Here is a 19,133-nt window from a genome sequence, read left to right as displayed (position 1 = left end):
CCATTTCAGTAAAAACTTGTCGAGGTACGCCAACCAAGCGTTTGAATTCAGAATCTGAAAAACGATTTAATTTCTGATATCTCATGAAATTTATATTGAGGTGGTTTTTACTTTCGCAAGAGATCTAATCTTCATTTGCTCGTGTCATTAATTTATCTTCGGCATCCGCCATTTATGGACAGGCTGATTTGGCCTCTTATGCGACCAGTAAATTTGCCGTGCGCGGTCTGACTGAAAGTCTGGATATTGAATGGCAACCCTATGGGATTCGGGTGCTTGATGTGATGCCACTTTTCGTCGGTACAGCCATGGTGAAAGATATGCAGGCAGAAAGTATTAAAAAAATGGGGGTACATTTGAAAGCAGAGGATGTCGCACAGGATATTCTAAAACTGGTACAGCTTAAAGACTCTATCTGGCAAGCTACGCACCATCCGGTTGGATTAAAAAGTAAATTTTTATTTCATCTATCACGTATGAGTCCACAGTTTGTGAACCGAATCAGCAACCTGTTGATTGCCAGACAATAGAGTCTATTTCTACTCTGCTGCTTTAAACAGATTGGTGAATCTGGATTAGCGGAAATCTGAAACCCTTGCATGAATGCTCACTTTGCCAGGCCACGGTGAGCATACATCCTGCCATATTATAATTTTGATAGGCATAGACGCCGATCTCTGGATGTTCACATCTTCCACCATTCTGATCTGGATGAATCTGGGTATTTAACTCATTCAGGTTGATGCGTATGCCCAGTCCTGAGGCCTTTAATACAGCTTCCTTGGTGGTCCAGACCTTAAACCAGTATTCGGAATCATAGTCCAGTGCCTGCCACTGTTTAAGCTCTTCAGGATGAAAGGCATGTTGTGCCATGGCTTCAAATCGAACCTTACGGCTCAGCTCTTCAATATCAATTCCCAAATTTTGGACATTATTGCTCGTTGCCAGAGCATAGAAATTTTGACTATGGCTATGGTTAAAGTTGAAGTCTGGATGAGTGTGGAGATAGGGTTTGCCGAATTCAGTAATGCTAAAATCTGAAGACTGGATAAAATAATTAAGTTGATCTGAAAGCAATTGGTTACGATAGGCATAGATCGCACGTTTACGAAATTTGATTTGCTCTACACGTGATTGATGAAGTTCCATTGAAAAGAACTGATCTATTTTTTGCAAATAAATGTGAATATTACGCGACAATGGAAAGCTCTTGAAAACAGTTTGACTTTTTTCATTTTACGTCGCTAGATAAAAAAAGAAAGCCTGTTCGAAAACAGGCTAGCTTTATCTGTCTTAAATTGAATCTGAAATATCGACAGGTTTTGCTGCAGCAGATTCTGGGGCCTTAAAGTTCAAGCCAGCTTTTTTCATCAGTTGTGGATACTCAACCAATGCCATAGTCGAGTTTTTGGCAATGCCGGTGACATCGCTAAGCAGACCTTTGGCATCCATAAAAGACATGCCACTATTGCTGATAGTACTTGGATTGCTCAGCAATTGCATAGACACCTGCTTACTATTTACGACCAGTTCGCGTGCAGACAGACCAGCAATGGCAAAGTTTGTCAGTGAGTTCATTAAATGCTGTTTCTGGCTGGTATTTAATGCATTAATACGCTCAAGTGTCGCAGCTTCATCTTTTTTCGAAGCTTCCAGAACCGCATTGGTTAGCTTGGTAATTTCTTTCTGGATCGCTTCTTTTTCTTTGACATCAGAAGTGGTTTTCAAGCTATTCAACTTGGTTTTCAGTTCTTCGCTGTCTTTTCGCTCAGCAAATAAGGTTGCCAATGCTGTACGACTCTGAATAAACATGGCATTGGTTGCTTGTGCCTGCTTAAAAAAACCGGCTAAATCCAGATTTTGTGAAGATGTACCTGTTGTTGTCTCCACTACTTTTGAGGCCAGACCACTGAGTGTTCCAAAACCTGCATGACTTTGTGATGTCAATACAGCACTTCCCAATATCAATATGCTTACGATTTTTTTCATAGTATTTCCCCTCATAATTCCTTACTGCCCTGAATCGGCTTTTTGCACGATCTGATTTAAAATTTTTGGTAATGCTTTAAACATTTGAATGTTGTACATGGCATGACGATGAGCAGTATTTATGCCTTTTAAATTAACTTCCTGTTGCAAACCTACAGCACCGACCCGCTCCTGTTTTTCATTAAAACGGCGTGCTCCTCCTGCCAATACCAAAGTGGCATCGCAGATGGATTGATCTGTATTGCATTTGATGGAATCTTCTTGAACCTGAATCTTAAATGCTGGCTGTAAACACTCTTCTTTTGGCACATACAGTTTCAAATCCAGCTGTTTTTTAAAGCCCGCATTTTCAGTCATTTTTACAATAGATGTTTTTAAACTGGTCTGCCCTTTAAACCCTGAACCTGTCGCATAAAACGGACGCTTGGATTGACTGGTAAACGCGTGGTAAATCAGTGGCCCAAATCCATAAAACGGAATCTCTCCAACCTGTTCAGTATGCAGATTTGAACAAAGCACCCGGGCAAGTTTTGAGTCACCGACAGCAGCGTGACTATCCACCAAGATGCTGTCTCCTGAACGTACCGGTAGACGATCATTTCCACTCACAGGAAAATCAAGCTGTGCTTTAACTTTATTGCCCTGACGCTCAACCACTGTAGCTTCCCAAGTGGGAATCAATACTTGACGTTGTGCAACTTTTTCACGGTTATAGACATGAATTTTCATGCCTGTGGTCAAGCGCTCACCCGTATCCTGAATCGTGATGGTATCGCTCCCCCCGCTCGATACCTGCAAATCGGAACGGGTAAATTGAATCCCTTTCTGAAATTGCTGACCTAATTTCACCAAAGCATTTTTGAGTGCCACTTCTTTACGCGTACCGAGTGAAAAACCCATACCTTGTGAAATGGTTTCACTTATTTCATCAGTCGCATGCGCGGAATAAATCACACGTCCCGAACGATCAATCATCTCAGCAAAAACTTCGCTATGTACCACTTGCTGCTGGGTCATCTTGCCGACTTGTTGCTGATAGCCAATCACAGGGATCACATTAATACGAATAAAAAATTCTGGTAGTTCGCGCTGGTGCTGGGTTTCCTGATTGCTTAACCCCGTCTGCTCACTGACACTTTGCGCCAAAGTGCTGTAACGTTTATTCACCGGCGTAAGGGTAAATGATGCATTCTCCCCGATGGCATCAGAAAAAATCTGCTCAATCAGGTCTTTTGATTCACCTTGGTAGGTCAATACATCTACGACCAAAGCTTTAGGCTTATTCAGCGCCTGACGGGTATTTGCCGAAATCTTGCTAAACTGGCTTGAAGTGCCACTCATCAACACCGGTAATGCCACTGCATAATCACTATCGGCATGTACAACTCTAATCAAATCTCCGGAATCCGAACTGAGTTCATCGTCTTTGGCAATGCCTTGATTGAAGCCTTTATCTAAAATCAGATAGGATTTCCAGCGATCAATCACCTTGGTCTGTACTTCAGACACCTTGAATTTCTTCTGGAGATCCTGAGTGAGTTGCTGGGTCAAGGTCAGCAAACTGCTTTGAAACTTCTGCTGGACGGCTTGACGTGTTGCAACAGTCTGAATCTCGGTCGACAACACCTGAATAGGCTGTGACAAGGTAGCACTATCGGTATAAATCACTTCCCCAGATAGAATATTGGTCAATTTTAAGCTTAAGGTGACTGGCAGAAAAATCTCGGCTGTAGATTCCTTTTGCACCACATATTCACTAGCACGCAAAACGTCCAGAGAAGCCACATAGCTTCGATGTTTATTCTGCTGGGAAATTGAAGCCACCACCTGATCTTGCAAAACCTGTTTCAACTGCTGCTCAAAAGTCTGTGCAACTTGTTTACGGATCACCTCGTTCGACACAGCCTTGCTAAAGTCACAGGAAATCGAGGAGGCATTTGCTTCTATATGATCTGCCGATTGACGACAAGGCAATTCCAAGCCATAAATTCCTTTAGCCGGAAAAACCTGAATATTGGCCTGCACACTTGCAGCAGTACCCATCAGGGCCATGGCAAGAGTAATTTTTTTCATGCTTATTTGCATTGGGTACCGCCAATACATAAGGTAATGGTATTCCCTGCTTGCAAACGTTCTGCATTAGACAGCACAGGATTTACCCGGCGTAAAGCTTTGGCCAGTTCAGCACTCAATGGCTTTTCACTTTTATAAGTCATGGTCATCTCGACCAGCTTGCCATCCTGGGTACGTATATCGATATTTTCTGCGCCGTCCATCTCATCTAAAGCCACATAGAGATCATCTCCCAAGCGGCTAGATACGCTACCCGATACACTTTTTACAAAAAGGGTAATTTCCTTACCATACATGCTACGGTTTTTCGAATAGGACAGAATTTGTGGACCGACTTCGGACAAGGTCATTTCGCCCAGTTTACCGGCAACATTGGTACGACACGAATTTGTCGTTGCAGCCATTGATGATTCCGTGCGGGTATCACCGCCCATCAGCGTGCCATCATCGACTGAATAAATTTTATAGCTGACAGCACCATCACACACAAACTGGCCGGTTACACCTGAACGACCACGGTCATAAATATAGGAGCTACCGACCATAAACCAGTCTGCTTTTTCCTGACGTGCAGCAACTGCAAGTTTTGCCAATTCTGCATCACTCAGCAATTGCTGAATAGACATACTCTTGCCTTTTAAATAACGGCTACGGAATAGATCCGAATCCATTAAACGTAGATCGTATTTAGATGCTGAGCCTGCAATTGCATTCAGTGTATGGTTTTCACGCTCTGGCTTTGTAGATGGAGTCTGATATTCCACATATTTTACAAAGTTTTGAATATCATTTTGGCGTTCAGACTGGCTATAACGTGCTGACTCACTGGCGTTATAACTCGCTGAAGCTGAAGATTTACCTGAATTATTGTGACTTGCTGAACGTGCTGCGACTCCTACACCCGCACCATAATAATTATCATATGCATAACCAGATGCAGCTGATGACTTTCCTTTCGATGAATATGATGAACTCTCGCTCGCTTTGGCACTTTCTTTGGCATCATAGCTGGCCTTTTCATCATAAGCATAGCTTTTATCAGAGAAGTACGAGGTAAATTCTTTGACCGGTTTAGAGTTATCACGCGGCACACCGAAATATTCATCCATCACGATCATGATCGGACTGGTTCGGCTATTCTTTTTGGATAAACCCAGGTCATTTAAGATCTGGCGAAACTCCTGATCATCCATTTCAATTGAAATAGAGGTGACCAGTTCTTTATTACTATTAGTTTGGCTGCCACGATTAAACACGTAGCCATTATCAACTTGTTTCACAATATCTGTTAGATGAGGCAGAGCATCCTGCATGGCTTGAGGACCATTAATTTTTTTGATTAAAGCAATGACTGCATCAGTTTTTGCATTATTCAATGCTTGATTACGTGTTCCTACCGGATCTTTTTTAATAATAGGGCTACTGCCCTCACCATTTACTTTGATCATTTCAGCACACGCGAGGCTTGGCAGGCCCATCATACAGATTAAAGCCAATGCAGTTTTTTTCATGTTCCCCTCACACCACCCCAATCGAGACAGTAATTTCTTATGATCTTTTTCAGCCAGCTTTCATTCTTGCGACTGAGTTAACAATTTAAAACAAATATAATACATATTACATAAATATTAAATTGATACTTATACTAAATGACTAGAAAAAAAGAAAATTTTTATTTTTGCTAAAATCAGAATTAAGCTTTATCACAAATACATTTTTATATTTTTCACAAAAAACAAAAAAGCCTGCATCAGCAGGCTTTTTATCGAAAACTAAAAAAAGAAATTAACGTTTAAATTTCTTCTCGGCTTTCTTGAACTTCTGTACATAACGACGTTTACGCGCTGCAATACGCTCATCCATCACCGTCTTACGCCCTTCAAACGGGTTTTCAGAGGTTTTAAACTCGATTTTAATCGGCGTACCTTCAAGCTTGTATACTTTACGGAACACGTTTTCAAGATAACGACGGTAATCCGCAGGGGTTTTATCGACCTTGTTACCATGGATCACGATGGTTGGTGGATTCTGTCCGCCCATATGCGCATAACGCATTTTAATACGACGACCCTGAACCATAGGCGGTTGGTGGGCATCTGTTGCATCATTTAAAATCTGGGTGATTTTTGCCGGTGATACTTTCAAACGAGATGAATCATAGGCACGGTGAATCGAAGGATAAAGCTCACCCACACCCGTTCCATGCAATGCAGAAATCAAATGCACTTTTGCCCATGGAATGAAATCGAAGCGACGCTCTACATCTAGCTTACATTGCTTGCGATCATATTCAGTCATGTTATCCCATTTGTTGACAGCAATGACCATGGCACGACCGGCTTCAAGCGCATAGCCAATCAGATGCAAATCTTGCTCTACAATACCATCACGTGCATCGACCACAACCACAATCACGTTGGCATCTTTCATCGCCTGTAAAGTTTTAACAATCGAGAATTTCTCAATCATTTCATCCACTTTACCTTTACGACGCACCCCTGCAGTATCAATCAGGGTATATTGACGGCCATCACGCTCGAATGGAATATAAATCGAGTCACGTGTTGTACCCGGCTGGTCAAATGCCACCACACGCTCTTCGCCGAGCAAACGGTTCACCAGCGTAGATTTACCGACGTTTGGACGACCAATAATCGCTAAACGCAGACCAGTGTTTTTATCATGCTCTTCCGGGTTTTCATCTTCCGGTACATCGGCAAGCACGTCTTCCAGCATTTGCTGAACACCACGACCATGGCTGGCAGCAACTTGTAACGGCTCGCCCATGCCCAGTTTGTAGAATTCAACCAGGGCAGCTTCAGCATGTACGCCATCGACTTTATTGGCCGCCAGAAAGACCTTTTTGCCTAAAGTACGCAGTTCACGTGCAATCTGCTCATCGGAAGCCAGCAGTCCGGCACGCGCATCGACCACAAAAATGATAATATCGGCTTCATGAATGGCAGTTTTAGATTGCTCTGCCATGTACGAGTCAATACCGCCTTCATTTTCACCAATACCACCGGTATCAACCACAATGAAAGATTTATTTTGATAGGTTGCATCGCCATATTTACGGTCGCGTGTCAGACCAGCAAAGTCTGCCACCAATGCGTCACGGCTCTTGGTAATCTGATTGAACAGAGTTGATTTTCCGACGTTCGGACGACCAATGAGCGCAATTACGGGTTTCATAGAGTAACCTTTATTCAATAATCAGGCAGTCAAAGTGGCCTGAACATCAGAAAGTATAGGAAGATATAAGGGGAAAAATACCCTAAATAAAAACACGGGGCATTGATTTTTCAATCACCCCGCGTTCACAAAAATACGGTTGCGGCTAGTTTAACATAAGGCTCGTTAAAATTAACGGTTCTGCCAAATGCTTAATGCGCCCTTGCGTGTAGAAACATAAAGCTGGTTGTCGATCACACGTAAGTTACGCACTTCACCAGAGGTTTTCGAACGACCAGTAATTTGTCCGGTACGCGGGTCAATCAGGTGCAACACACCATCCAGATCACCGACCACCAAATCCGTGCCTAACATCACTGGATTACTGAGCTGACGATTCAGCAATTGATCATTTTCCCAAAGCGGTTGACCCGAGCTAATCTCAAAAGCTTTAATTTTGCCATCAGTTTGCGCCACGAATACGCCATTGCCGACAACTTCTGGACGCTGGATGCTGCTGGCATCTTCACTCCAGATGACTTGCTGTGAAGCCAAGTCCAGTACAGTCACCTGACCTTGATAACTGGTCGTCACCACAAACTGGCCTGCAACGACCGGCTCACCGTCAATATCGACCAGACGCTGAATATCAGAACGGCCATCCGACACGGCGACACGACGCTGTAACTTTGGTACGCCACTTAAGGCATCCAGTGCATAAATATACGCATTTGAAGATGCAATCAGCACATTACGCGCATCTAATGGCACAGGAGCCGCCATACCACGCAGGCTGAATTGTACATTAGGCAGGTTATAAGTCCAAACTTGTGCACCGCTTGCCACTTCATGCGCATAGACCATACCGTCATTGCTCACACTAATCACACGACCTGCATGAATCAGTGAAGGCGCCAGTAAAGCACCCGTCAATTGTGCAGTCCATTTTTGCTCACCGGTTTGCTGATCGAGTGCAAACAGTTGGCCCTTCTGGCTACCCACAACAACCAGACCCTCGGCCGCTTCAACGCCAGAACTTAGATTATCTTTGCTGACTTTTTTCTGCCAAAGACGCTGTTTGCCCTTAAATGCAGACACCTCGCCTTTTGGATCAATCGCAAAAACCACACCATTGTCTGCATCCAGACGTAAACGCAATGGATCGGCAGCATCTGTCGCAGATACACTGGTGGAAAATACAGGAACCAGTGTTTTGGCTTGGGTCAGTTTTGGAAGTGGGTTCGGTTTTACTTCTGGAACTTTATTTGTTTTACCTGCACAGCCAGCCAGTGCAAGCGTTAAAACAGTCAAGGCACAGGTAATTTTGTATTTTCTATTCATGCAGCTTCTTCCGCTTGTGTTTCTATAATTGGGCGTTCGATTTCCGGATCATCGACCAACACGCCTACGCTTTCGAGCTTAATTTGTAAAATCTGACGTTCTTCTTTACGTTCAATCAAGGCATCCCATGCACTTTGATATACTTTTTTCGCATTTTCAATATCATTTTTGGCAACATAGATATCGCCACGTGCTTCATCGGCAGTTGCTTTAAACGCAGGTTCAGTCACTGCTTCTAAAGTTTTCAATGCAGCATCATATTTTTTCTGTGCCAGTTGCGCATAAGCCAGACGAAGTTTGACCACCTGAACCAGACCTTTATCGTCTAGTGTCGAGTTTTCAACTTTTTGTAGCGCTTTCTCAGCCGCAGCATAATCTTCTTTGTCATAGGCCAGTTTCGCCATGACCAGCTGAGTCTGAATGGCCTGAGCTGAATCTGGTGCTTCTTTGACAATTTTGTCCGCAGTTTCAGACAGCTTGGCAAAGGCATCGCCCTGCGTCGCCTGTGCATCATCCATCAACTGCTGAACCTTGGCAGTGTGCATTTGCGACTCTGCCAGGTTTTTCTTCTGCCAATATTCCCATCCAAAAAAGGCAATCAGCGCAATCAAAATCCCTGTAATGATCGAAGAACCATATTTCTTCGTAAAGGATTTTAAGCTTTCAAACTGTTCATCACCCACTGCGCTCATGAGACTACCCTTTTCCTGATGTTTTATCGATTATTTTAAAGAAATTTTAGCACTAAAAAATGCAACGAAGTCCGTAAATGGCACATTCGATTGCTCTGCGGTTGCCAGTTCTTTCACCGTAAAAGTCTGCGCTTCAAGTTCACGCTCACCTAAAATCGCAGCAAACAAAGCACCGGCCTGATCGGCCTTTTTCATTTGCGACTTCATTGAACCTTGAGAGCCCACTTTCAAACGCACCTGACTCCCCGCTGCTTCAAGCTGATCACGGATCTGTTCAGCAATGACCAAGGCTTGACCTTGAGAAGCCGGTTCAGCCACCAGGAATACTTCACAATCACGCGTTGGTGTATTGTCTTCAACCTGTTCAAGCAGAAGCAATAAACGTTCGATACCCATGGCAAAACCAACCGCAGGTACAGACTGATCAGGCTTGCCCTTCAATTGACCAACAAGACCGTCATAACGGCCACCGGCACACACGGTTCCTTGTGAACCTAAATGTGTTGTGGTCCATTCAAACACAGTTTTGTTGTAGTAGTCTAAGCCACGTACCAGTTTTTGGTTGATCACAAAACTCACGCCGGCATCAGTCAGGTACTGTTGTAACTGGACAAAATGCGCCAGAGTTTCTTCACCCATAAAGTCATGCAGTTTCGGTGCATTTTCTAGGATGCTTTGGGTTTTGGCATCTTTAGAATCCAGAATACGCAGTGGATTTGTGGTCAGACGGCGCTGAGAATCTTCGTCCAGATCGGCTTTATGTGACTCTAAAAATTCAACCAAGGCTGCACGATAGGCTGCACGTTCATCCGATTCGCCTAAAGTATTTAATTCAAGTTGAACCTTGTCCGCTACGCCCATACGTTTCCACAGACGTGCAGTCATCAAAATCAGCTCTGCATCCATGTCCGGAGTCGCCACACCAAAGGTTTCTACACCAAACTGGTGGAACTGACGGTAACGGCCTTTCTGTGGTTTTTCATAACGGAACATTGGCCCGATATACCAGACGCGAGGAGTTGCACCACGAAGCAGATTATGCTCCAGCATGGCACGTACACAGCCTGCAGTTCCTTCAGGGCGTAGTGTCAGAGACTCAGGCGGATTACCTTTGTCCAGAAAGGTATACATTTCTTTTTCAACGATATCGGTGGCATCACCGATCGAACGTTTGAACAGATTGGTCTGTTCAACGATAGGCAAACGGATTTGTTGATAGCCATAAGCATCCATCAAACCCGAAAGATGTTGTTCAAGACGTCTCCAAGCTGGGCTTTGCGTTGGGAGAATGTCATTAAAACCTTTGATTGCGACGATTGAACTCATGATCTACTCAGAAAAACTTGTACGAATAATTTCTTTAGATTTAGCTTCTTCAAGCTCGGTAACACGTTGACGAACCATATTTTCGATCTCATCAACCAGTTGATTGGTATCAATTAGATGGCTCTTTTCACCATTACGATACACCAGTGAACGTGGCGCTGCACCTACGACACCGATATCGGCTTCTTTAGCCTCGCCCGGCCCATTTACTTTACAGCCAATCACCGAGACATCCATCGGGGTACGGATATCTTCCAGACGCTCTTCCAGTTGTTGCATCACTGAAATCACATTAAATTCCTGACGTGAACAGCTTGGGCAGGCAATAAAATTAATGCCGTTAGAACGCAGACCCAGCGATTTTAGAATATCAAAACCGATTTTAATTTCTTCTTCAGGCTCGGCAGCAAGCGAAATACGCATGGTATCGCCAATGCCTTCCATCAGCAAACCACCCAGAGCGATTGCAGATTTAACCGAACCTGTACGGTAAATACCGGCTTCGGTTACACCCAAATGCAGCGGATTATCAATTTGCTGTGACAGCAAACGGTACGCATCCATGGTCAGGAACACATTGGATGCTTTAACTGAAATTTTAAATTCCTGAAAATCCAGACGGTCTAAAATGTCGATATGACGCATCGCAGATTCAAGCAATGCTGCGCCTGTCGGCTCGCCATATTTCTTTTGAATGTCTTTTTCGAGTGAACCGGCATTGACACCGATCCGCATTGAAATATCATTATGACGTGCTGCTGCCACCACTTCACGAATCTTTGCTTCTGAGCCGATATTGCCCGGGTTAATCCGCAAACAGTCTGCACCGAAGTCCGCAACTGCCAAAGCAATTTTATAGTCGAAGTGAATATCGGCCACCAAAGGCACATTCACCTGCTTACGAATTTCACCAAATGCTGCCGCCGCTTCCATCGTAGGCACAGAAACCCGCATGATGTCTGCACCGGCATCGACACAGCGCTGGATCTGTGCAACCGTGGCTGCCACATCACAGGTTTCAGTATTGGTCATAGACTGGATACTGATTGGTGCATCACCACCCACATAAACTGAACCGACACGAATTTTACGTGTTGGACGACGTTTAATTGGATTTACGATCATGGTTTTGCTCTACTCTTGATCTGTTAAGGTGACAAACGGAATTCTGCTTTTCCGTTTACGGTATAAGGTGACAATGAAATATTTTCATTATTCAGGCTGAGTGATACAGCTGCCGCATCATCAAGACGAATCTGGAATGGTGCTTCACCATTGAGTTGCAAACTCGATGCCTGACGGCCAGTCGCTAAAACGTTACCGGCTGAATCGACGATATGCACAGAGGTCGGACGGTTAAAATCGAGTTTTAGCTGGTCGCCAGACAGTGCGGCGCCTGCATCCAGATTCAGAATCTCGATATTGGAAGCACCGACTCCAGAAACTTCACTGCTATTTTGCGAATTACTGCTCGACCAGTTTTGAATCATGGCAAACAGTGCGCCCAAAATTAGCAGCAAGACCAGCGTAATAAAAATGCGCTTTAACCATTTACGGTTACGGTCACGCTTGGAACCTGGCAATTTCCCCATAATTTTGATGGGGGAATTATTCAGCGCATGATTGGGCAACAAACCCGTATCATTGGTATAAATTTCATCAAAACGCTGAATAATAGTCGACGCATCTACACCCAAAAGTTTGGCATAGATCCGGTAATAGCCTTTGATAAAAGTCGCCTCAGGCAAAGACTTATATTCATCCTGCTCAAGTGCAGTCAGGGTTTTGACCGGAATATTCAGCTCTTTGGCCACATTTTCCAGATCACGTTGCTGATTGAGACGAATCTGGCGCAAGTACTCGCCCGGACGTTGAATATTTCCTAACGCATTTGGAGCTACGCTCGAATGATTCGAAGGTGAATTAGGATTTACTTCCATACGGCCTCAGTACTGTACTGTAATTGCAAATAACGTTGGTATTCCTGGCTTTCAGGAAACAATGCACGTAACTGGTTCACCAATACCTGCATCCCCAACTGATCACCACTGGCACGCGCAGTGCGAATGCCAACCCAGAGCGCACGGGCACCCTGATTTTTCTGTCCCACACCACGCGCAAACTGTTGATACAGTTGTGTCGCTGCCGGGAACTGCTGGTTTAAATAAAAAATTTCTGACAACTCTAACATTGATATATATGAGTCGCGATTCGCCTGAAGCGCCTGTTTGAATGATTTTTCAGCATTCACCACATCGCCCATTTTCAGGTAAATACGTCCCATATTTTCCAGCGCACGGAAACGCTGATCATAACCTAAAGTTGCACCGGCAATGTTAAACTGCTCGATCGCATCATTATAGCGTTCTAGCTGATATAAATACGTGCCATAGTTGTTGCGTGCCTGTGCATTTTTCGGATCTGCCGAAATTGCACGCTTGAAATAAGCATCTGCTTTCTCAAGATTGAGCTGACTACCTTCCTGTTGCAATAGCACGCCCATCATCATATTCGCTTGCGAATCACGCGGAGTCGTTTCGAGTGCCTGATCCAGCGCACGTTTGGCTGCATCTAGGTCACCTGTTCTTAAATATTCTGCCGCCAATTGGGTACGGACTTTGGTGGCTTTTTCAGGATCTTTCTGACCCAAATCTGGCGTTTGACATGCAACCAAAGCTAAAGACACACATACTGTTGAAATCAAAGCAATTTTAGATGTTAGATTTCTCAACTGGCGACCTCTTATTATCCTTGTGAACGCATAATCTCATTTGACTGCGCAATTTTCTTTTTCCACTGTTCCGCACGACGGGTACGATCAGCCACTTGACCTACAAGCTGTCCACACGCCGCATCAATATCATCACCGCGTGTCTGACGAATCGTACACACAAAACCGGCATCAGACAAAGTTTTTTGGAAAGAAATAATGCGGTTACGGCTTGAACGCCCATAAGGCGCGTGCGGGAAAGGGTTGAATGGAATCAAATTAATCTTGCTCGGCAAGTTCTTCAGCAGCTTAATCATTTGCTGTGCATGTTCAGGATGATCATTCACACCATCCAGCATCACATATTCAATGGTGACGTGTTTACGTGAACTTTCATTACCATCTTTGGCAATATAACGCTGACACGCCGCAATCAGTTGTTCTAAAGGATATTTCTTGTTGATTGGCACCAGTTCATTACGCAGTTCGTCATTTGGTGCGTGCAATGAAATTGCCAGTGCAACATCAATGTCTTTGACCATTTGATCGATTTTTGGCACCACACCTGATGTCGATAAGGTCACACGACGTTTCGACATGCCATAAGCAAAGTCGTCCAGCATAATGCGCATGGAATTGAGTACGGCATCGTAGTTAAGCAGTGGTTCGCCCATGCCCATCATGACCACATTCGTGACTGAACGTTCACGATCTGCCACAGGTACATCTTCCATATAGGAATAGTTCGCCACCCACAACTGACCAATGATTTCTGACTGATCTAAATCGCGCTGAAAACCCTGTTTACCGGTTGAACAGAATGAACAGTCCAGTGCGCAGCCCACTTGAGACGAAATACACAAGGTACGACGTAGGCCGCTACGATGTTCAGCAGGAATCAATACAGTTTCGACAAGAGAGCCGTCACCATCACCGACACGGAAGACCCATTTCCGGGTACCGTCTTTAGAATAATTTTTATGCACCACTTCGGGCGCTTTAATTTCACAAATACGTTCCAGTTTTTCACGCAGTTTGCCCGAGATATTGGTCATCTCGGCAAAATCGGTCACGAAAAATTGGTGAATCCATTTCATTACCTGCCCGGCACGAAACTTCTTCTCCCCCATATCCTCAAAGAATTTCTCCATTTGCGGACGAGACATGCCGAGTAGGTTCACTTTTTCCACAGCATTCTGCTGTGTGGGAGTGGACGGAGATGGTTGCTGTGCAGCTGAAACTGCAGATACAGCGACGACTTCAGTACTCATGTGTATTACCTAAACCATGTCTAAAGATCAAAGGAGAAGCTCAATATGTGAGCAAAGAATTATTCAAAGAATAAAAAAACCAGATAAGTATAATAACACTTATCTGGTTTGAATACTGCGAATTAACGAGTACGTGGAGCAATCTCAGTTTGAGCGAAGAAGTAGTTAACTTCACGGTCAGCTGATGCTACAGAGTCAGAACCGTGAGCAGCATTTTCGTCGATGCTTACAGCGAAATCTGCACGGATTGTACCAGGAGCAGCTTCTTTAGGATTCGTCGCGCCAAGGATGTCACGGTGAGCAAGAACAGCGTTTTCACCTTCAAGAACTGAAACAACCACTGGACCAGAAGTCATGAAAGCAACAAGATCAGCAAAGAAACCACGTTCTTTGTGCTCAGCGTAGAAGCCTTCAGCTTCAGCTTGAGTCAAGTGTTTCATTTTAGTTGCAACAATTTGAAGACCAGCTTTCTCGAAACGAGCAAAGATGTCGCCGATGTGGTTTTTAGCAACTGCGTCTGGTTTTACGATAGATAAAGTACGTTCGATAGCCATGATAGGCTCCTTAAGTCAATTGTTGACATGAAAATTTGGCGCATTATACCGAGATAATGCGCACTTTTCTGCTTTTACACTGTAAAAATATGCTTTTTTCAATCGGGCACTTAACGCGCTTCGTCAATCCATGCCATTTGAATCGCTTCCAGCAGACCTTCTGTGGATTTAGTCGGGTCATCTGCAAACTCAGGCAAGGCACATACCCAGGCGTGTAAATCAGTAAAACGAATCCACTGCGGATCCACATCTGGATGCGCTTCGTAGAGTTCAATCGCGATATCGAGGGTATCAGTCCAACGTAAACCCATCTCTATTTCTCACCATATTTGCTTTAATGCTGTACTTTAGCAAATTTATAAAAATCTGCGAGCTTTCGCCTCAGTTTTCACTTATTTTTACAACATAATATTGAGATAAGGTGCGCTCAGCACAATGACCACGGCCATCATGCCTCCGATCATTGCCCCAACTGCGACATCACTTGGATAATGCAATCCCAGAATCATGCGCGATAAAGCCACCAGCAGCGTAAAAGGGAGCATCAACAGCAATAATAGCGGTGCAACATAACCCAAGACCGTGGTTGCCATTACCGCATGCAAGGTATGTCCAGACGGAAAACTAAAATGATCCAGCGGCCGCTCACCCAGTCGAATCACCTGATGCACCTGATAAGGTCTTGGACGTACAGTTTTTGTTTTGAGAATTTTATAAATCAGCGTACCGAACGTTCCGCCCAAAATGATATAGAGCATCTGTAGCCCATACTCCAAGCCACGAAGTCCCCATGCAGCAAAACACATCACATACCAAAACACGCCATCCCCCAAACGGCTAATGATTTTAAAAAAAGCAGCGATTCGATTTGAGTGGGAGAGATGATTGAGGTAGACACAGCCTTTTAAATCTATTTCTAAAAATTTGAGTTTGGCATTGTGGATTTTCATCATGTTGCTCCCGCTCTTGTTTTAATTAGGTCATTTATTTTGCCTTGTGATTGAGTACAGAACCTGTTCAAACTGCTCTACAGGATGTTGCCATCCGACCTTCTGTGCACAGTGTGAAGCATACACACCCATTCTTCTAAGTGTGTGATAATCTGGTAACTTTAAGATATTGGCTGTTAAATCTTCTTGCAGACCCAGTGAGCTGAGCCAGCCCGTTCGGTCGTGTTGTACATGTAGATGTGCACAAGCATAATCATAAGCAATAACCGGCAGTCCACTGGCCATCGCCTCCAATACCACATTGCCAAAGGTTTCAACCTGACTCGCAAAGCAAAACACATCGGCACTGGCATAGGCTTCAGCAAGCTGTTGACCACGCAAACTCCCGGTAAACACAATCGAAGCATCATGATTCAACTGCTCTAAGCGCTGTCGGTCTGGACCATCTCCGACCACCACCAGACGCACATCCTGACAATACATATGACGCAATGTGAAATATGCCTGAATCACCACTGGTATTTCTTTTTCAGGCGATAAACGCCCGACATACAACATGACACGGGTCTCTTTGGAAGCTCCCCAGTTCTGGCGTAGGGAATCAGAACGCCATTTAGGTGAAAAGGCTTGTGTATCTACCCCTCGCCCCACCACAACCAGTGGAAACGTCACTCCAAATTTGCGGAGTGCTTCGGCAGTCTCACGACTCGGTACACAGGTAATTGCGGTATGATTATGAAACCATTTGAGATAATGCTGAATGGGTTTAACCAAGAATGCCAAATCGAAGAAACGGCTAAATTCCTGAAATGGAGAGTGAAAGCCGCTTGATACAGGAATTTCAAGGAATCTTGCAGTTTGCTGCGCGGCAAGCCCTAATGGGCCTTCTGTGACGATATGCACTACATCGGGTGCAAAGGCTTCTACCGCATGGCGAACCTTTAGAAACTGCGGCCAACCGAACTGTAAGCCTGAATATTTGGGAATACGCTGTGCTTTAACCAAACATTCCCGATAGGGTTGAAATTCAGCACAGATGCCTTTTTGCTCGGGTCGAATCAATAAAATTTTATGCCCCTGTTTTTTCAGCCCTTTGCAGAGTTGTAACAGTGAATGGGCTACACCATTAATTTCAGGTGGCCATGTTTCGGTCACTATGGCAATTTTTAAGCGGGGGCGTACCAAATCTGCAAGCGCAGATGATTTTTGAGGACTTTTCAGACGTTGCTGTTTTAAGTCAAATTGAAAGCCATCAAGGAATGCTTGTTGTTTTGTTAAGGCTTGGCTGTAGGGCTGATTCATGTCGCACCTATCTTACTTATGTATGTTTTAAGCAAAGCATAGGTGTTCTGTGTGACTGTTTGATGAAGTAGCAAAAACTTAATAATGGGTGCTATGCAACCCGAAATGAGCCTTCTGAATTGAATATCATTTTGGCTGTAGAAGCTTTTTGATCTTTAATAGTTAGAATTAATCCTTTGTAGTAATTAGGGTCATTACAATCAATAAATACATCACACTTAAAAATATCTTTTATCTCAAAAACTAAATTGCTCTCAATAAAATCATTAATATTTATTAGATTCTTTTCTGTACTAATCTCAAATCCTAAGCATTTAACTTTCATGCCTTTTCCAATAAAAAACCCCATAATAACGAGGTCTTTATAGCATAAAATTCAACCAAAATGAGTATTAATTCTTTTCCTTATCAACGATTTTGTTTACTTGAATCCAAGGTACGAAAAAAATAAAGCACTGCTTTATTCTTCTTGAGGCACGTAACGTTAATACTAACTTCATTATCACACAAAAAAGCCCCCGTTAAAAACAGGGGCTTTTTGACTTAGACATTAGAACTTAGTTCTTTTCTTTATCTACAATCTTATTCGCTTGAATCCAAGGCACGAAAAAGATGTAAGCAATGCTTACATCTTTTGAGGCACGTAACACCAAAAATAAAAAACCCACTCAAAATGAGTGGGTCTTCGCATTCAAATCAATTGATTCGAGAAATTAGTTTTTCTCTTTATCAACAATTTTATTTGCTTGAATCCAAGGCATCATCGCGCGAAGTTTGTTACCAGTTACTTCAATACCGTGAGCAGCGTTTTGACGACGACGTGCAGTCATTGAAGGGTAGTTTAAAGCACCTTCTTGAATGAACATCTTCGCGTATTCGCCAGATTGAATACGTTTAAGTGCATTACGCATCGCTTCACGAGACTGCTCGTTAATTACTTCAGTACCCGTTACATATTCGCCATATTCAGCATTGTTCGATACAGAGTAGTTCATGTCCGCGATACCGCCTTCGAACATTAAGTCAACGATCAATTTAAGCTCGTGTAGACATTCGAAGTACGCCATTTCAGGCGCATAACCAGCTTCAACCAAAGTTTCGAAGCCCATTTTAACCAGTTCAACTGCACCACCACAAAGAACTGCTTGCTCACCGAAAAGGTCAGTTTCAGTTTCTTCACGGAATGAAGTTTCGATGATACCTGTACGGCCGCCACCTACGCCTGAAGCGTAAGAAAGAGCAACGTTACGCGCATTACCAGAAGCATCTTGGTGAATCGCGATAAGATCAGGAACACCTGAACCACGTTGGTATTCAGAACGTACTGTGTGACCAGGAGCTTTAGGCGCAACCATGATTACGTCTAAGTCAGCACGTGGAACAACTTGGTTATAAAGAATCGAGAAACCATGAGCAAATGCTAAAGTAGCGCCTTGCTTGATGTTTGGCTCAATTACGTCACGGTAAAGTTGAGATTGGAACTCATCTGGAGTCAAGATCATCACTACGTCAGCTTGTGCTACAGCAGCAGGAACTTCAGCAACTTTAAGACCTGAATTTTCAGCTTTCTTCCAAGAAGCAGAGTTCGCACGTAAACCTACAGTTACGTCAACGCCAGAATCTTTCAGGTTAAGCGCATGCGCGTGGCCTTGTGAACCGTAACCAATGATCGCTACTTTCTTAGATTGGATGATAGATAAGTCACAGTCTTTATCGTAAAAAATTTGCATTGCTGTCTCCGCTTAAATGCT

18 protein-coding genes and 2 pseudogenes are annotated in these 19,133 nt (G+C 43.8%); 1 reads left to right on the top strand and 19 read right to left on the bottom strand.

The genetic code is table 11. From position 1 onward, the window contains the following. Positions 1-85: pseudogene (locus FTU95_RS08310) on the bottom strand (IS5/IS1182 family transposase); the annotation flags it as partial. A 43-nt stretch (positions 86-128) separates the two neighbouring features. On the opposite strand from FTU95_RS08310, the pseudogene FTU95_RS08305 reads away from it, so the two are divergent. Continuing rightward, positions 129-530 (top strand): annotated as a pseudogene (locus tag FTU95_RS08305) (SDR family NAD(P)-dependent oxidoreductase); the annotation flags it as partial. Positions 531-552: 22 nt separating this feature from the next. Here FTU95_RS08305 and FTU95_RS08300 read toward each other — a convergent pair. The 18 genes from FTU95_RS08300 to ilvC all read right to left on the bottom strand — a co-directional run bounded on the left by FTU95_RS08300 (position 553) and on the right by ilvC (position 19,112). Then, the gene (locus FTU95_RS08300) at positions 553-1,149 is read right to left on the bottom strand and encodes a 4'-phosphopantetheinyl transferase superfamily protein (protein WP_218944638.1); all 597 of its coding nucleotides are present in this window, start codon (positions 1,147-1,149) and stop codon (positions 553-555) included. Between the two features lie 144 nt (positions 1,150-1,293). After that, positions 1,294-1,989 carry a hypothetical protein gene (locus FTU95_RS08295; RefSeq protein WP_005172668.1) on the bottom strand — a complete coding sequence of 232 codons (696 nt, stop codon included), beginning with the start codon at positions 1,987-1,989 and terminating at the stop codon, positions 1,294-1,296. 21 nt (positions 1,990-2,010) lie between these two features. Then, positions 2,011-4,062, bottom strand: a complete 2,052-nt coding sequence (locus tag FTU95_RS08290) for a hypothetical protein (RefSeq protein ID WP_180051202.1) — start codon at positions 4,060-4,062, stop codon at positions 2,011-2,013. Between the two features lie 2 nt (positions 4,063-4,064). Continuing rightward, complete coding sequence (locus tag FTU95_RS08285; RefSeq protein WP_180078156.1) at positions 4,065-5,573, bottom strand: hypothetical protein; 1,509 nt, start codon at positions 5,571-5,573, stop codon at positions 4,065-4,067. A gap of 274 nt (positions 5,574-5,847) precedes the next feature. Continuing rightward, entirely contained in the window at positions 5,848-7,257 is a 1,410-nt protein-coding gene (gene der, locus FTU95_RS08280) for a ribosome biogenesis GTPase Der (RefSeq protein WP_005095683.1), read from the bottom strand. A 171-nt stretch (positions 7,258-7,428) separates the two neighbouring features. Continuing rightward, positions 7,429-8,577 carry an outer membrane protein assembly factor BamB gene (gene bamB, locus FTU95_RS08275; protein ID WP_005095682.1) on the bottom strand — a complete coding sequence of 383 codons (1,149 nt, stop codon included), beginning with the start codon at positions 8,575-8,577 and terminating at the stop codon, positions 7,429-7,431. Then, the gene (locus FTU95_RS08270; RefSeq protein ID WP_005095680.1) at positions 8,574-9,269 is read right to left on the bottom strand and encodes a tetratricopeptide repeat protein; all 696 of its coding nucleotides are present in this window, start codon (positions 9,267-9,269) and stop codon (positions 8,574-8,576) included. Before FTU95_RS08270 ends, bamB begins: the two co-directional genes overlap by 4 nt. A gap of 30 nt (positions 9,270-9,299) precedes the next feature. Beyond that, positions 9,300-10,595, bottom strand: coding sequence for a histidine--tRNA ligase (gene hisS / locus FTU95_RS08265; RefSeq protein WP_180075892.1), 1,296 nt, complete (start codon positions 10,593-10,595; stop codon positions 9,300-9,302). A gap of 3 nt (positions 10,596-10,598) precedes the next feature. Beyond that, a complete protein-coding gene (gene ispG / locus FTU95_RS08260) occupies positions 10,599-11,720 on the bottom strand; it encodes a flavodoxin-dependent (E)-4-hydroxy-3-methylbut-2-enyl-diphosphate synthase (protein ID WP_005172685.1) in 1,122 nt (373 codons plus the stop codon). A gap of 23 nt (positions 11,721-11,743) precedes the next feature. Then, a complete protein-coding gene (locus tag FTU95_RS08255; protein ID WP_074384029.1) occupies positions 11,744-12,535 on the bottom strand; it encodes a DUF4115 domain-containing protein in 792 nt (263 codons plus the stop codon). After that, complete coding sequence (gene pilW, locus FTU95_RS08250; RefSeq protein WP_005172689.1) at positions 12,526-13,326, bottom strand: type IV pilus biogenesis/stability protein PilW; 801 nt, start codon at positions 13,324-13,326, stop codon at positions 12,526-12,528. The genes FTU95_RS08255 and pilW overlap by 10 nt, the downstream gene beginning before the upstream one ends. Positions 13,327-13,340: 14 nt before the next feature. Continuing rightward, entirely contained in the window at positions 13,341-14,576 is a 1,236-nt protein-coding gene (rlmN, locus tag FTU95_RS08245) for a 23S rRNA (adenine(2503)-C(2))-methyltransferase RlmN (RefSeq protein WP_005095669.1), read from the bottom strand. A gap of 122 nt (positions 14,577-14,698) precedes the next feature. After that, positions 14,699-15,130: a nucleoside-diphosphate kinase gene (ndk, locus tag FTU95_RS08240; protein ID WP_004647460.1), complete on the bottom strand. Its 432-nt coding sequence runs from the start codon at positions 15,128-15,130 to the stop codon at positions 14,699-14,701. Positions 15,131-15,240: 110 nt separating this feature from the next. Then, entirely contained in the window at positions 15,241-15,441 is a 201-nt protein-coding gene (gene iscX, locus FTU95_RS08235) for a Fe-S cluster assembly protein IscX (RefSeq protein ID WP_005172695.1), read from the bottom strand. 87 nt (positions 15,442-15,528) lie between these two features. Continuing rightward, complete coding sequence (locus tag FTU95_RS08230; protein WP_005095663.1) at positions 15,529-16,080, bottom strand: phosphatase PAP2 family protein; 552 nt, start codon at positions 16,078-16,080, stop codon at positions 15,529-15,531. 30 nt (positions 16,081-16,110) lie between these two features. Further along, a complete protein-coding gene (locus tag FTU95_RS08225; protein WP_180078154.1) occupies positions 16,111-17,382 on the bottom strand; it encodes a glycosyltransferase family 1 protein in 1,272 nt (423 codons plus the stop codon). 91 nt (positions 17,383-17,473) lie between these two features. Continuing rightward, the gene (locus tag FTU95_RS08220; protein WP_180078152.1) at positions 17,474-17,731 is read right to left on the bottom strand and encodes a hypothetical protein; all 258 of its coding nucleotides are present in this window, start codon (positions 17,729-17,731) and stop codon (positions 17,474-17,476) included. Positions 17,732-18,095: 364 nt separating this feature from the next. Further along, entirely contained in the window at positions 18,096-19,112 is a 1,017-nt protein-coding gene (gene ilvC / locus FTU95_RS08215) for a ketol-acid reductoisomerase (protein WP_004278368.1), read from the bottom strand. Positions 19,113-19,133 lie beyond the last annotated feature (21 nt).

Source organism: Acinetobacter sp. YH12208, from assembly GCF_013418055.1.
In the GTDB taxonomy this organism is placed as follows: Bacteria; Pseudomonadota; Gammaproteobacteria; order Pseudomonadales; family Moraxellaceae; genus Acinetobacter; species Acinetobacter pseudolwoffii.
The sequence above is the reverse complement of the archived record's forward strand: the minus strand, read 5'-3'. Positions and strand labels throughout refer to the sequence as shown.

Excerpts from the sequence above, each read along its gene's own strand:
- FTU95_RS08285 (WP_180078156.1), bottom strand. The coding sequence starts at position 5,573 with ATGAAAAAAACTGCATTGGCTTTAATCTGTATGATGGGCCTGCCAAGC.
- FTU95_RS08270 (WP_005095680.1), bottom strand. The coding sequence starts at position 9,269 with ATGAGCGCAGTGGGTGATGAACAGTTTGAAAGCTTAAAATCCTTTACG.
- der (WP_005095683.1), bottom strand. The coding sequence starts at position 7,257 with ATGAAACCCGTAATTGCGCTCATTGGTCGTCCGAACGTCGGAAAATCA.
- FTU95_RS08290 (WP_180051202.1), bottom strand. The coding sequence starts at position 4,062 with ATGAAAAAAATTACTCTTGCCATGGCCCTGATGGGTACTGCTGCAAGT.
- FTU95_RS08255 (WP_074384029.1), bottom strand. The coding sequence starts at position 12,535 with ATGGAAGTAAATCCTAATTCACCTTCGAATCATTCGAGCGTAGCTCCA.
- iscX (WP_005172695.1), bottom strand. The coding sequence starts at position 15,441 with ATGGGTTTACGTTGGACTGATACCCTCGATATCGCGATTGAACTCTAC.
- rlmN (WP_005095669.1), bottom strand. The coding sequence starts at position 14,576 with ATGAGTACTGAAGTCGTCGCTGTATCTGCAGTTTCAGCTGCACAGCAA.
- FTU95_RS08295 (WP_005172668.1), bottom strand. The coding sequence starts at position 1,989 with ATGAAAAAAATCGTAAGCATATTGATATTGGGAAGTGCTGTATTGACA.
- hisS (WP_180075892.1), bottom strand. The coding sequence starts at position 10,595 with ATGAGTTCAATCGTCGCAATCAAAGGTTTTAATGACATTCTCCCAACG.
- FTU95_RS08230 (WP_005095663.1), bottom strand. The coding sequence starts at position 16,080 with ATGAAAATCCACAATGCCAAACTCAAATTTTTAGAAATAGATTTAAAA.
- FTU95_RS08300 (WP_218944638.1), bottom strand. The coding sequence starts at position 1,149 with ATGGAACTTCATCAATCACGTGTAGAGCAAATCAAATTTCGTAAACGT.
- ndk (WP_004647460.1), bottom strand. The coding sequence starts at position 15,130 with ATGGCTATCGAACGTACTTTATCTATCGTAAAACCAGACGCAGTTGCT.
- FTU95_RS08220 (WP_180078152.1), bottom strand. The coding sequence starts at position 17,731 with ATGGGGTTTTTTATTGGAAAAGGCATGAAAGTTAAATGCTTAGGATTT.
- ilvC (WP_004278368.1), bottom strand. The coding sequence starts at position 19,112 with ATGCAAATTTTTTACGATAAAGACTGTGACTTATCTATCATCCAATCT.
- bamB (WP_005095682.1), bottom strand. The coding sequence starts at position 8,577 with ATGAATAGAAAATACAAAATTACCTGTGCCTTGACTGTTTTAACGCTT.
- ispG (WP_005172685.1), bottom strand. The coding sequence starts at position 11,720 with ATGATCGTAAATCCAATTAAACGTCGTCCAACACGTAAAATTCGTGTC.
- FTU95_RS08225 (WP_180078154.1), bottom strand. The coding sequence starts at position 17,382 with ATGAATCAGCCCTACAGCCAAGCCTTAACAAAACAACAAGCATTCCTT.